Genomic DNA, 14,219 nt, shown 5'->3' on the forward strand with positions numbered 1-14,219 from the left:
GATTGGGACCTTTGTTTAAGTTTGGGATGTGTTACAACATGGTGATTAACGTGCTATCAAAGACGGTCTTTTTACAATGCCAATAGTGGGGCATCTACTTTAATAAGAATTGTCACATGAAACAGAAAATGAGCTTTCAACCTCAGCTGAAAGCTCACAGTTATTCAGCGTTATAAAAATAAAATGAAATGCCTGAATTAAAATCGGTACGACGCTGTCAATGACGCAACATCGCTGTCTATATCGCTATCAATATCCGTTTCATAACTTGCCGAGACTGAAAACTGATCATTGAACCAATAATCAAGCGCCACGGCTGCCGTTTTGAGGTTGTCAAAACCCTCTGGGGCGTTTGTATAGCTATAACTACCTTGAACACTTAAACCCGGACTGAAGAAATAACGCGCACTGCCTGACAGAACATCAACATCGTCAGCAATGTATTGGGCTGTAAAGTCCCATCCAGTACCTGTATTGCCTACTGTTGTATAGCGCGTAAAAACAAGCGGCGAAGTTTCATTTTCGCTTTCGCTAAAGCGCTCTTCGTCGTTATTAAAATCATAAGATCGGCGCTGATACATTAGGCCTGCTCCTATTTGCCATTCTCGTGACAAGTTGAACCCGACTTTTAAATCTACATTGGTATACTCTTCGTCAACAAACTCATCATCGAACTTGCCATGTGCACCTTCAATCGCCAGCATCCACGTATCGTCTAAATAAAATGTACTACCTAAATTGAAAACATCGATACCGTCTAAATTAGCGTACCCACCCGACAAACTCGATACACGCTGTAAATAGGGGTTAATTAAGTACGCACCGCTGTTTCCGCTGACCTCATCGAGGTAGCGAATATATTTAGCGCCATAGAGGTTGTCATCAAGCCCCTCAAAATCAACGGCAGTTACTTGTACTTCGTTTTGCGTAGCTGCATGCGCTGCTGAGACTGTAAATACTGAAGCCGTAATGAGTGATAGTGCAGTTAGCGTTGTTGAAAGCTTATTGGATTTGAAGTTCATGTCTTTTGTCCTTAAAAAATGTGTTGGGAACGACATGTAAGATAAGGTATTAAAACTTAACGGTTTCTGAACGAAACATGACGAAAACTGAACGTGAATTTTAGGTACAAAAAAACCCGCAACTTTGCGGGCTTTTAAACTTCAAAATGAGGGAGCGATTACGCGTTTGGCGCCGCTTCAGCCGGTGCTTCCTCTGGTTTAACCGCTGAAAGCTGCATGCTGCGAATTGGGTTTTCTGTGTCGTTAGAAAGCTCTACAAGGCGGTTTAGCTGACCAACAGACATCATTACTGCGTAAATAGCGCCTAGGAAACCTTGCTTGTGCAGCTCTAGTACTTGCGCTTCTGGCAGCTCAAGAAGTTTCTTCTCGTTGATGCTCATCATGCCTGTAACATTACGCTGCTTACCATCTTGGTAAGTAAGACGAATTTGAAGTAAGACGAATTTGAATCTGATCAAGAAGGTCTAGTTCCACCACTTTCGCTACAAAACGCTGCGTTAGCATTTCGCTGTTAGCAAGGTCCGCTAAGAACTTTTGACGGTTTTCTAGGAACTCACTCACTTCACCAGCTTCTGTGAATAGCGCTTGGCCCTCATCTGAAATAAGGTCAGAGTTCTCGTCAATGTAAACGCCAAGCTTGTCGCCGTCTGGACGAACGTCGAACGGGTAGCGAAGAATATTCATTGGCACGTGTGGGCCTTTCCAGCTGTCACCTGTAAGGAAAAGGTTCTGCCCTTGTTCCATGCCTAGCATTGTCACCACGTGGTGGCGCTTAGCGTTGGTGTCTTCAATGAAAACTAGCGGCATTGTCGCTGCAAGTTGTGCAAATTCACGAATTGTTGCAGCTGCAAGGTGTGTGTTTTTTGCAAAGCTGAAAGATGTATTTACCGCAACCTTTAGGTCTTTATGCTTTTCTTTATCTAGCGGTACAAAATTAATAGCCATATTTATTTCTCATACTTGTTAACTGTGGCCCCGGCTTAATTATTTGAGAAGAGCGGGTGCCACTAAAAAATTACGTCGGCCGCGCTGATGCATACTTGTCATCGATATTTGGCGGAGCGCTTGGGAGTATCCCGTATTCGCGCAATGAAGTCACGCAGTCTTCACCATAACAAGTTTTAAATTTTTATTGCAATGTAAACTTGAAGTAAACGAGCACAAACGCTTTAAAAATGAGCAATTCACGATAATTTGTCGGTTTGCGACAACATTCCGGTGCGAATGAGCGCCTATTGTCGTGGTATGAAATATCCTTTAGTCTCTTATTGCTATTTAATTAGGGGCTGTTGACCTAAGCGATAAAAAACAACATAAGGACTTTCTATGAAGGGGCGCTTCCCACTCTCATCTTGCGCATTACTTATCTCTGCGCTTTTTGCTTCACACTCAGTGCTTGCTGAGACTTCCACTTATTCAGCATCTGAAAACGCTATCAAGATCGCGCAAGAAACCATTATTGTAGATGGGCACATTGACGTCCCCTATCGTGTCAAAGAGAAATGGGTTGATGTTACTAAAGCCACCGAAGGCGGAGACTTTGATTACCCCCGCGCAGTGTCAGGGGGTCTTAACGCCCCATTTATGAGTATTTACGTACCCGCCAGCTTAGACAGTTCGCCTGAATCTACACAGCTTGCTCATGAGTTAATCGATTCGGTAGAAGCCATTGTTGCTCGCGCGCCGGATAAATTTGCCATTGCCAAAAGCCCTTCTGACGTAAAAGCGCAATTTGAAAAGGGGTTAATTTCTCTACCTATGGGTATGGAAAATGGATCGCCTATTCAAGGTGATCTGGCAAATTTAATGGCTTTCTATGAGCGTGGTATCCGCTACATTACCCTGGCTCACAGTCAAGCAAACCATATTTCAGACTCTTCATATGACCTGCGCAGAAAATGGAAAGGCCTAAGCCCCTTTGGCAAAACCCTGGTGGGCGAAATGAACAACATTGGCATTATGGTGGATATTTCCCATGTGTCTGACGACGCCTTTTATCAGGTCATTGAGTTAACAAAAGTGCCAGTCATTGCATCACATTCTTCACTGCGCCGCTTTACACCTGGTTTTGAGCGCAACATGGACGACGAGATGATTAAAAAGCTCGGCGAAAATGGCGGTGTCATCATGATTAACTTTGGTTCTAGCTTTGTGTCTAAAGAAGCCGACAAGTGGCGAAGCGGCCTGACCGCTGCGCGCAAAGCGTTGGTTGAAAAGGAAGGTGAAGACAGCCCTAAGCTAGAGAATTTTGAAGAAAATTATCGCAAGGAAGTGCCTTACCCATACTCTACCCTTGATGAAGTGCTAGACCACATCGATCACGTAGTAAAACTGATTGGCGTTGATCACGTAGGTATTGGTTCAGACTACGACGGCGTGGGTGATTCACTGCCTATCGGGCTTAAAGACGTGGCGAGCTTTCCAAACTTAGTTCAGGGGTTACTAAACAGAGGCTACAACCGTACCGACATCGAGAAGATATTGAGCGGAAACCTTTTGCGTGTTTGGCAACAAGTGGAAGAATATGCGGAAGATCATGCGAAAGACCATGCGGCAGCGCACTAGTCGCGCAACGCTTTAAAAAATGAAATTTAGGGAAGCGTGTTATCGCTTCCCCTTGTTTTTTCTACTCTACTCCACTTTCTATTCTGTTACGTTTTACGCGAAACGATTAAGTAAAACGCGCATGGTAATACCAGCAGCGTCAATACCAGTGCACTCGCCATGCCGCCTACCATGGGCGCCGCTATTCGCTGCATGACCTCGCTTCCGGTACCCGTGGCATAAACCACGGGCAATAAGCCAACAATGATAGAAAGCGATGTCATCATGACAGGACGAAGTCGTGCCGATGCAGCATGAATAATGGCCTTTTTCACATGCTCATCTTTTGTAGTTTTGTCGTATTCCGCAATAGGCTTTTCAAGTGCTTCCGATACAAATTGGTTTAGATAGACCAACATGATAACCCCTATTTCCACCGCGACACCTGCAAGGGCGATAAACCCAACACCCACAGCAACCGATAGATTGAAATTAAGAAAGTAAAGCAGCCATACACTTCCCACCAGCGCCAACGGTAATGTGGCTAGTATCAATGTCACGTCACGAAGGCGTTTAAATGCCAGATAAAGCAAAAGGCAAATAATGCCTAACGTAAGAGGAATAACCACCGATAGTTTCGCTTTCGCCCGTTCCAAATAGGCAAATTGCCCCGCCCAAGTGATTGAATATCCAGTGGGCAAATCAAGGTGCTCTTTTAAGTAACCTTTAGCCCTATCGACATACCCCCCTAAGTCAATACCTGTGGCTGAATCTGATGATATATCAATATATACCCAGCCATTTAAACGGGCGTTTTCGCTTTTTATTCCAGCAGGCCCGTCGTCAATGCGTACTGTGGCGACATCACCTAAAGTGATATGTGCGCCATTAGGTGAAACAAATGGCATAGATGCCAAAGATTCAGGCGTATCGCGATAATCATCTAAGAACCGCATAGCAATAGGAAAACGTTCTCTTCCTTCCACTGACTGGGTCACCGCTTTGCCACCCACCGCCGTTCCAACAACACTGTGTACGTCGTCTATCGTCATGCCGTAGCGTGCCGCTAACTGCCTGTCGATATCAACGTAGATATAGCGTCCTCCTACAACTCTTTCAGCATAAACCGAGGCGGTATTGGGCACGTTTGGAAGGAGCTCTTCAATATCTCGGCCTATCGCCTCTATTCCCGCTAAATCGGGCCCCGCAATTTTTATTCCCACGGGTGTTTTTATTCCGGTAGCCAACATGTCGATGCGGGTTTTAATTGGCATGACCCACGCATTGGTCAACCCAGGGAACTGCACTAGCGCGTTTAGTTCGTCTTTAAGCTTTTCTGTGGTCATGCCGTCCCTCCATTGTGCCTTTGGCTTGAGCTGAATGAAGGTTTCTATCATGGTCAGTGGTGCAGGGTCGGTGGCTGTATCGGCGCGACCGATTTTCCCAAACACGGTCTCAACTTCGGGCAACGTCGCAATGAGTTTATCTGTCTGTTGCAGAAGCTCTCTGGCTTTTCCCACTGAAATACTTGGGTAAGTCGTAGGCATATACATTAAGTCGCCCTCGTCCAATTCAGGCATAAATTCGCTACCAAGATGACTCAACGGCCAAACCATTGAGACGAGTAAGCAGAGTGCGCCAACCAAGGTGAGCACGGGAAAGTTTAGCAAACGTGCCAGCAGTGGCCGGTACACACCTTCCAATGCGCGATTAACCGGATTTTCTGCCTCAGAACGTATTCTGCCCCGGACAAAGTAGCCTGCAAGTACGGGAACTAAGGTAATGGCTAGCGCGGCTGCCGCTGCCATGGCATAGGTTTTGGTAAACGCAAGGGGGGCAAAAAGCCGCCCCTCTTGGGCTTCTAATGCGAAAACAGGGATGAAAGATACCGTAATAATAAGGAGCGCAAAGAATAACGCTGGGCCCACTTCTGTGGTTGATTTAATCACGAGCTCCCAGCGCTTAGCGGCCGATAGCTGCGCCGGGCTTCGCGCTGGGGTTGGCGTAGATGTCAGTGCCCCTTCACTCCCTGCAACAGAGTGCTGATGAATGTGCTTGTGAAGGTTTTCCACCACCACTATCGCTCCGTCAACCATTGCGCCTATAGCAATGGCGATGCCACCTAAAGACATAATATTGGCATTGAGCCCCTGCAGCTTCATTACGATAAAGGCGGTGAGGATACCAATGGGTAAACTGATAAGCGCAACCAACGATGACCGTAAATGAAACAGAAAGATAGCGCATACCAAACCGACTACCAACAACTCCTCAAGCAGTTTATTAGAGAGGGTATCGACGGACCTATCAATAAGGGTTGAGCGGTCATAAACCGGAACAATTTTTACACCTTCCGGCAAGCTTGTCGCTAAACTATCCAGCTTGGCCTTAACCGCATCAATAGTGGCTTTCGCGTTTTCACCGTAGCGCATGACAATGATGCCACCCACGGTTTCGCCGTTCCCGTTTAACTCAGCAATGCCGCGGCGCATTAACGGGCTTTCGACGACTTGGGCTACATCATTGATAGAGATGCTCACACCATCTTTAATGACGCCCGTTGGCAACGCTAGTATATCGTTAATGCCCTGAATATAGCTTTGTGCAGTTACCATATATTCTGCTTCTGCCATTTCAATAACCGATGCGCCCGACGCGCGGTTACCGCGCTTAAGAGCAATCTCTATCATGGAAGGCTGAATGTTATAGGCTCGCAATTTTTCAGGGTCGACAATCACTTGGTACTGCTTAACCATACCGCCTACAGACGCTACTTCGGATACGCCTTCAACAGACTGCAGTTCAAACTTTAACAACCAATCTTGCAGTGCTCTTAATTCACCCGCATCCAGCGCGTTGGGCTGATTAGCATCATTTTCCAAGGCATAAATATATACCCAACCCACCCCCGTTGCATCTGGACCGAGCTGAGGTGTAACGCCCTCGGGGAGCTGCGAAGACGCTTGGCTGAGATATTCTAAAACTCGGCTTCGAGCCCAATACATATCCGTATCATCATCAAAAATGATATAGACATAGGCATCACCGAAAAATGAATATCCTCGCACCGTCTGTGCGCCAGGCACCGACATTAGCGCAGATGTGAGTGGAAACGTTACCTGATCCTCTACGACTTGCGGGGACTGACCGGGATAATTTACTTTAACAATGACTTGGACATCAGATAAATCAGGAATAGCATCGACCGGCGTGTTTTTCACCGCCCAAACGCCGGCAATACTGAGCATTATGGCGCTCAGCAATACCAGCACCCGATTGTTTACCGACCAGCGAATTACTGATTCAATCATGATGCATATGCTCCTGGTGATCCATCGACTCATGGTTCATCGATTCGTGGTTCATCGATTCGTGGTTCATTGACTCATGGTTCATCGACTCACGGTTCATTGACTCGTGATTCATTGACTCATGGTTCATTGACTCATGGTTCATTGACTCATGGTTCATTGATTCGTGGCTCATTGACTGATTGGTATGGCTTTTATGTTCATGGCTATTGCGTTCGTGGGCACTGTGATCTGAGTCTCGCATCGTATCCCCGACCTTTGCGTGTTCCATATGTTTGTGCATATCGATAACAGTAAATTCTTCGCCCGTTACAAAGGTAAACATAACTTCGTCGCCCTCTTTAAACGTCGACAAATCAATATGCTTTGAAACCGCAAAAGACATGGTGGCAGGCCCTCGTCCCCATTTTTCTATTGGACCGCGAGCAATCACGACTTTTGCATCGCCTGCTGACTCGTTTGCAGCCGGTAATGTGAGTGCCTCAATGGTTCCTGATGTTGTGGCCTGATTGTCGGGCGCTTCCATCCGCTCAAAGTCACTGCTCTTTGACGACTCCGAGTCAATCAAGAATTGTGCTGACACCACAACTTCATCGCCTGGCAATAATCCATCTAAGACCTCGAAATGCGCACTATCACTTTGACCGAGTTTTACGCGAACCGACTTAAAGTTGCCGTTGCCGTCACTTAGTACCACTTTCGTGCCCTCAGCCGTGCGTATCACTGCACTGCGAGGTACAAGTAGAGCGGCTTTTCGTTGAACAGGCTCAAGTAGAACACGTGCAAACATGTTGGGCTTTAACGTATGGCGTTTGTTATTAAGCGGAATACGAACTTTTAAGGTTCGGGTTACTTCTGACAAGGACGGGTAAATATACTCAACATGACTCTCCCACGTGGCATCTGAGGTATGGGACATCTCATCAAGGGTAACAACAGCACTGTTGTGAAGGGATATAGTTTGCGCATGTTTTTCAGGCACTTCAGCAATCACCCACACGGTATCTAGCTGCGCGATACTCATCAACGTCGTTCCGGGCTGAACATAAAACCCTTCACGAATATTTAGCGCTTCTACTACCCCGCCTTGCGGCGCGTTAAAGGTTACCGTTTGAGAAATCCGTCTGCTTTTTTGCAAGTCGTCGACAGTGGATTTTGATAGCCCCAAGGTTTTTAAGCGCTCAGCGGCGCCTTCTATTAAACGTGAATCTCCTCGCTTAAGGGCTAAGATGAATTCTTCTTGCGCGCTAACCAATTCTGGCGAATACAAGGTATAAAGTGCCTGTCCTTGTTCAACCTGCTCACCCTGTGATTTGATAAAAAGCGTGTCGACCCAACCAGATACCCGAGGGTGAATATGAACAATGCTATCTTCATCGTAGGCCACGTTGCCTAGCGCTGAAATACTCTGTTTAAGCGAATCAACGGTAACGGGGGCGACTTTGACCCCCATATTGTGCTGCACATTAGGGGGGATCATCACAGTGCCTTGTGCACGCTCACTGTCTGATGTGGACATTGCATTATCAGAGGCATACACCGGCACCAATTCCATTCCCATCGGGGATTTTCCCGGTTTATCCCTGCGATAGCTATCATCCATAGGCGCCACCCAATATAACGGTTTTTTCTCTTCGAGCTGAGCGGGTTCATCGTTTTCATGGTCAGATTGACCCGATAAAAGCAGTGTGGCCAAGCCAAACGCGAACAGGCCACCGACGAGCACGCCAATGAGTAAACCTTTGGTAAGCGGACTGTTTTTAAGATGGCCAGGAATTCTTGAAGATGTCATGTTCATTACTCTTTATTCGAAAAGTTGGCGTGGGATGGCAGATATAAATAGGCAAGCGCTGCAAGTGTCTTAGCTCGCTCAACGTCGATGTTAAGTAAATTGTCCTGTATTTGTATTTGCTGTAGGTTGGCATTGACCACATCACGGATATCGCCGGTGTCTGAGGTATACGCCGTAAGTTCGGCCTCAGAAAATTGCTGCGTCTCGTCAACTAACCCTGTTTCGTAAAGCGCTTTTCGCTCACTTAAGCCTGATAAGCGTGATTTAAGCACCTCTGCATTTGCAGCAAGCTCGTTCACTTTCAAACGAAAGTCTGTTTCAGACGCGCTCATTTTAGACGCGGCCGCTGCAATTGAGGCGTCTTGACGGGATTGATTGAAAAAAGGAAGGTCTACTTGAACACCGACTGATACAAAATCTGCCCGGCTTGACCCATTTTGCGCATCTTGTCGATAACCGTAACTTGCTTCGAATGCCCACTGAGGCTTGGTTTGCTCTCTTGCTATATTGAGATTTTGCGCCTCTATTTGAGTTTGAAACTGAAGCAACTTAGCCTCTGGATGATGTTGAAGTATCGAAAAAGGCTCAGTACTGTCAATAAACGCTAAGAGTGAGCTTAGACTGAGGTTACTGCTGCTTAAAATAGCATCGATATCAATGCGAGACAGTTCTGAATGTTTTAATGGGTGAGGCATACCAAAAGATGCATCTAAAGGTGCACCGAACCATTTCGACAGCGCTGCTCTTGCCTCGTTTTTGCGCTGATAAGCCTGGACATATTTATCCTCTAACGACAACAGCGCCAAGCGCACCTGCAGTATATCCTGCTGAGCTGCTGCACCAACGCCTTGACTGTATCGGGCGTCTGTAAAATCAAGCAATTGCGTAAGCAAGGACTTTTCTTTATCCAACAATACAATGCGATGCATTGCATAAACCCAGTCTAACCAGGTATAGGTAACCTCGCGCTTAAGCCAAGCCCTTCTTGCTTGACTTTCGACCGACATGCGGTCTGCCATAACCCTGAACTTTTGCTGGTTGAAATAGTTTTCATCACCTCTGGGCAATTGCTGTTTCAAGCCCACTTTAAACTGCGTCATAGGCTCTTGGTCAAGTGCAAATCCATCAGTAGGTAAATTTTGTACTGACGCCGACATTTGCGGGTTAGCCCAGTAGGAGGATGCCTCAGCCTCTGCATTAAAACCTTGCTTGCGATGACTATTTCCTTTCAATAGAGGATCATGTTGAATGGCTAATTGAAGCGCTTGTTCAAGACTTAAAGATTCCCCGTTAGCTAGCGAAGGAAACAACAGAAAAGAATTAAGCAGGAAAATTAGCGCAAACTTAATGCTCGCTCTGCTGCATGTTCCAACGTACTTTCCCGCGTTGTCAGGTACCAAATAATTGCTCATGTATAACATCACTTTTCAGGTGTAACACGTGTTGAAATTGCCCGAGCTTTGGTTTTTTGACATTTGAGTGAGTTGATCTCCGCAAGCGCAAAAAATAAGGCTGCCACGTGTTACATAGATAAAAAAGTTAGAGGCGCTTTATACGTCTCTTCGGCGAAATGAATTCGCTAGATAGATCTATGCTGTGAGAAGTGATTTAGGCGGGCGAAACTGCCCAAAGTGAAGGGTTATGCACTGCCCCAGAATAGGTGCAGGTGCCGCCATTCTCGCGACCGAAACTTCAGTTTCGGCTGATGGCTGTAAAAGCGCACTAGCGCTAAGGTTAAAACAGTGATCCGCGGGGCAATTGCATTCATCCTCACAGCAAGGCATGTCAGCCATTTGGGCTTTACTTGCACTGTGAGCGTTCGCATCGCTGATCTGAGTCATTTCCATTGTATTACTATCAGCACTTAAATTAGCGCTAATCTCAGCGTGCTGCATTGACATCTCTTGATGCTGGCAATGGGGTTGGGTGAACTCAGGTGACGCAGAAGTTTTCATTACGACTGGCGTTTTGGAAACAGCGTTACTTGTGTTGGTATTACCCTCTACATTAGATTCTTCTACCGCATGGAAAGCATGAAACGAAGCAGGTTGTGCTGTTGTCACCCGCTGTGAATGGCCGTGTTCGTAAGGATGAGTAATAGATACAGCACTGCCTGACGACACAAGAGCCATCATTAAAAATAGTGTGAGTGCTAACGAACTCATGTTGGACGTTTTGCACCATTTAAGCGGCAAACAAAGCTGAAAATTGCTCACGTTTTTTACCCAGCAAATGCGGTATCTAGAAATAACGTTCAAATAATAGCGTGATGTGACTGCGCAGTAAAGCCAACGGCGCATGTCACTTACGCTCATCTGTTTATTTAAACTGCGACAAGTAATCCTGGAGCATCAAGCGCATGGTCGAGAACAGCGGGTTTGCTTTGGGCACTGCACAATCTTCTTGCTGATTGACCATATTGGCGTTGAAATTCATTTTGTTGAGCAGGCTTGTATTTACGACCAAGTCAGCGTGACATAACCCGTAAGATTCATCGATAACAAAAAAGGTATTAGGGCCCTTGCTTGCTTCCATCAGCTGCTCTATTCCAGAGATAGGCGTTGTCACATCGGCTTGAGAATGAGCGGCAAATAACGGCACTTCTACTTGCTGTCCTTCCTCAATTTTTTCGCGAATGGTGTTAATGAGATCCATCAACTCCAATCCAGCTAAACCCGCTACGTTTGGGTATTTATAAGGGTTTGGACCATGGGTTTGATAACTTCCATCAATAATTCTGGCTAAGAGCTTAATGCCCCAAATTCGGGACATTCCTTCAGCGTTGTCAGATAGCGCTAGCGCGCCAGAAAATAACATAAGGCCGTCAATCTCTCCTTCACTGCCATCAGCACTATCCAAGTAGTGCTCAACTGCCAGCGCCCCCCCTGTCGAAAAACCGCCCACAAGTACAGTGTCACCCATACTGTCAGCCAAATTTATGACTTCATCGACATGTGCCTGCCAGCGCTCTGCTAAATCCCAGTCTGACATATCATCGTCAGCTTCGCGCTTACCATGACCAGGCAGAAGAGGCACAACAACTGTGAACCCCTCCTCAAATAAGATATTGGCAATTTCTCGCATGAAAAACGGTGAATCGCTTAAGCCGTGAATTAAAACAGCGACCTTATCGCTTGTATTGTTTGTCAGTATAAAAGGCGCGTTGCCCTCATTACGCAGCACGTTGCTACACACAGTAAATCGGTTAAGCGCGGTTTCCCTGCAAGGCTGAGTTTGTTCCCATTCTTTCTCGTAAAATCCTTTAAACTGCGCGTTGTGCTCTTTTATTGCATTGCTTTCAGCAACCGCATTACTCGCACCCATTAACGCACCAACACACACAAGCGTTTTTATAAAAGACTTCAACGACACCATTTTTCTCCGCTATGGATAATTAACAAAAAGCGGGCGCATAGTAACATGCCCCCGCTTTTATGACGATTCAAACAAAAATAGGTTTAACTAAAATGCGCTTCCAAGTCGTCTGAACCGCCAATGTGCTTACCGCCGATGAAGACCTGCGGAACGGTTTCGCGGCCACTGATAGCTGTTAAGCTGGTTAGCGACGCATCTTTACCTAGCACAATTTCTTCGTACTCGTAGCCTTTATCGTCTAACAGCTTTTTAGCTTTCGCACAGAAAGGACAACCTGGTTTGGTAATAATAGAAACCGGCGCATTAGGCTGCTCTTCCGGCGCGATGTAGGCCAGCATCGTATCGGCATCTGATACTTCAAACGGATCGCCAGGAACGTCAGGCTCGATAAACATTTTGTCGACAACACCATCTTTCACAAGCATCGAGTAACGCCAACTTCTTTTGCCAAACCCCAAGTCTGCTTTATCTACAAGCATGCCCATGCCATCAGTAAATTCACCGTTACCATCCGGGATCACTGTGATGTTGGCGGCTTCTTGATCCGCTGCCCATGCGTTCATTACAAAGGTGTCGTTGACTGATATACATACAATGTCATCAATGCCGTGCTTGGCGAATTTTTTCGCCAGCGCGTTGTAACGAGGTAAGTGAGTGGAAGAACAAGTCGGTGTAAATGCGCCTGGCAGCGAGAACACCACAACGTTTTTGCCCGAAAATAGCGCTTCTGTGGTCTTGGTTACCCAAGCGTCACCTTCTCGGCATTGAAATGAAACACTAGGGACCTTTTGACCTTCTTTGGACGTAAAGCGACTTTCTGACATAACAACCTCGTATCGGTAATTTTAATAATAAGTACATCACGCAATGTAGAAGCCTAGATTGAGTTAACACACAAATCAATAGGTATTGCCTTGCATTCGTTAATATCGATTTTGATGCTGAATTTAGCGCCTGCACTGCCTATCCTTCTAACTGACGATAAGTACGACCGAAGTGCGACTAACGGTTTTCCTTACTCACAAATTTTAATGTACAGCGACATTCGAGGGTTAACACCATGATTATTTTAGTTGGTGGAGAAAAAGGCGGTAGCGGAAAAAGCTGCCTAGCACAAAACATTGCCGTGTATCTTCGCACCGAAAAAGGTGCAAAGGTTTTAATGGTTGACTGCGACCCGCAACGAACGACCTCTGACTGGATCCAAGAGCGCAAAGCTAATCCTCGCCTCGCTGAAATTAATTGTGTTCAGTTATACGGTAAAATACGTAACGAATTGTTGAGCCTACGTCAGTATTACGACTACGTTGTTATCGACTGTGGTGGACAGGACAACCTGGCCCTTCGCTCGTCAATGGCAGTCGCCGACCACATACTCATTCCGTTGCGTCCAAAAAGACGGGACCTAAAAACCGTTCCGCACATGGAAGATATTTTGTCTACCTGCAAAATGGTAAACCCCAAAATGAACGCCGCGTTTGTCATCACGCAGTGTCCTTCTTTGCCTAGTCTTGCCAGCCGAATTTTAGAGGCGAAAGAGGTGTGTCGCTCTTTTGGTATTCCTGTTCTCAACTCTGTAACGTTTAGCCGCAATATGTATGATGATTCAGAGGAATCAGGTCAATCTGTTATTGAAAGCGAACCAGAAGGCAAAGCTGCTACCGAAATAAGAACATTATTTGAAGAGCTACTAGCTGGCAAGATGGAGGATGCTTATGAGTTTGCTCAACCTCAAAAAGTCGAAGCCTTTAGCTAAACCTAATCTTCGGTCTGTTGAAGACTTTATTGAAGATGCACTGCATTATGCTCAGGGTAAAGTCTATGCGCGAGGAAATACCAATAACGTAGACCAGCCGTTAGTTAACGAACAGGGTATCAATTCGTGCCGAGAGCACACGCACAGTGTTGTATCGATTACCGATGCGATAAAAAAACCGCTCAAGGAAGGTATGCGCCATGCTACGTTCACGCTTACTCCGCAATGTATAGATAAGCTGGCGGACATTTCCGAAAAAACAGGTAAAGCTAAATCTGCGTTGATCCGGGAATGGATAAACGAGCACAGTTAAAAATAGACAAAAGTATAAACCTAAATACAGACTTTATTCGTTTAATCCTTCACAATAGAGAAGCGTGAGGCGTCTTTATTGGAAATATAGGGAACGGCTGCCTACG

10 protein-coding genes and 1 pseudogene are annotated in these 14,219 nt (G+C 46.1%); 3 read left to right on the forward strand and 8 right to left on the reverse strand.

Annotated features, from left to right (window positions below):
- Positions 1-197 precede the first annotated feature (197 nt).
- Complete coding sequence (locus tag GVO63_RS01360) at positions 198-1,022, reverse strand: putative porin (protein WP_159577830.1); 825 nt, start codon at positions 1,020-1,022, stop codon at positions 198-200.
- A gap of 158 nt (positions 1,023-1,180) precedes the next feature.
- A pseudogene (locus GVO63_RS01365) lies at positions 1,181-1,967 on the reverse strand (SapC family protein).
- 381 nt (positions 1,968-2,348) lie between these two features.
- On the opposite strand from GVO63_RS01365, the gene GVO63_RS01370 reads away from it, so the two are divergent.
- Complete coding sequence (locus GVO63_RS01370) at positions 2,349-3,587, forward strand: dipeptidase (protein ID WP_201281858.1); 1,239 nt, start codon at positions 2,349-2,351, stop codon at positions 3,585-3,587.
- A gap of 86 nt (positions 3,588-3,673) precedes the next feature.
- Here GVO63_RS01370 and GVO63_RS01375 read toward each other — a convergent pair whose 3' ends face one another.
- From GVO63_RS01375 to GVO63_RS01400, 6 genes are all read right to left on the reverse strand, one after another.
- Positions 3,674-6,877, reverse strand: a complete 3,204-nt coding sequence (locus GVO63_RS01375) for an efflux RND transporter permease subunit (protein ID WP_159577831.1) — start codon at positions 6,875-6,877, stop codon at positions 3,674-3,676.
- The gene (locus GVO63_RS01380; RefSeq protein WP_159577832.1) at positions 6,870-8,669 is read right to left on the reverse strand and encodes an efflux RND transporter periplasmic adaptor subunit; all 1,800 of its coding nucleotides are present in this window, start codon (positions 8,667-8,669) and stop codon (positions 6,870-6,872) included. Before GVO63_RS01380 ends, GVO63_RS01375 begins: the two co-directional genes overlap by 8 nt.
- Positions 8,670-8,674: 5 nt before the next feature.
- The gene (locus GVO63_RS01385) at positions 8,675-10,081 is read right to left on the reverse strand and encodes a TolC family protein (protein ID WP_159577833.1); all 1,407 of its coding nucleotides are present in this window, start codon (positions 10,079-10,081) and stop codon (positions 8,675-8,677) included.
- Positions 10,082-10,258: 177 nt separating this feature from the next.
- On the reverse strand, positions 10,259-10,834 hold the full coding sequence (locus GVO63_RS01390) for a hypothetical protein (protein WP_236552024.1): 576 nt from the start codon (positions 10,832-10,834) through the stop codon (positions 10,259-10,261).
- Positions 10,835-10,988: 154 nt separating this feature from the next.
- A complete protein-coding gene (locus GVO63_RS01395) occupies positions 10,989-12,044 on the reverse strand; it encodes a carboxylesterase (protein ID WP_201281859.1) in 1,056 nt (351 codons plus the stop codon).
- A gap of 83 nt (positions 12,045-12,127) precedes the next feature.
- Positions 12,128-12,868: a glutathione peroxidase gene (locus GVO63_RS01400; protein WP_159493640.1), complete on the reverse strand. Its 741-nt coding sequence runs from the start codon at positions 12,866-12,868 to the stop codon at positions 12,128-12,130.
- A 236-nt stretch (positions 12,869-13,104) separates the two neighbouring features.
- Here GVO63_RS01400 and GVO63_RS01405 point away from each other — a divergent pair, with 236 nt between their 5' ends.
- Both GVO63_RS01405 and GVO63_RS01410 read left to right on the forward strand, forming a co-directional pair.
- The gene (locus tag GVO63_RS01405; protein ID WP_159493639.1) at positions 13,105-13,800 is read left to right on the forward strand and encodes an AAA family ATPase; all 696 of its coding nucleotides are present in this window, start codon (positions 13,105-13,107) and stop codon (positions 13,798-13,800) included.
- Complete coding sequence (locus GVO63_RS01410) at positions 13,760-14,113, forward strand: replication protein RepA (RefSeq protein ID WP_159577834.1); 354 nt, start codon at positions 13,760-13,762, stop codon at positions 14,111-14,113. Before GVO63_RS01405 ends, GVO63_RS01410 begins: the two co-directional genes overlap by 41 nt.
- Positions 14,114-14,219: the final 106 nt, after the last annotated feature.

Origin of the sequence: Alteromonas sp. KUL106 (assembly GCF_009811415.1) — a bacterium.
Taxonomy (GTDB): Bacteria; Pseudomonadota; Gammaproteobacteria; order Enterobacterales; family Alteromonadaceae; genus Alteromonas.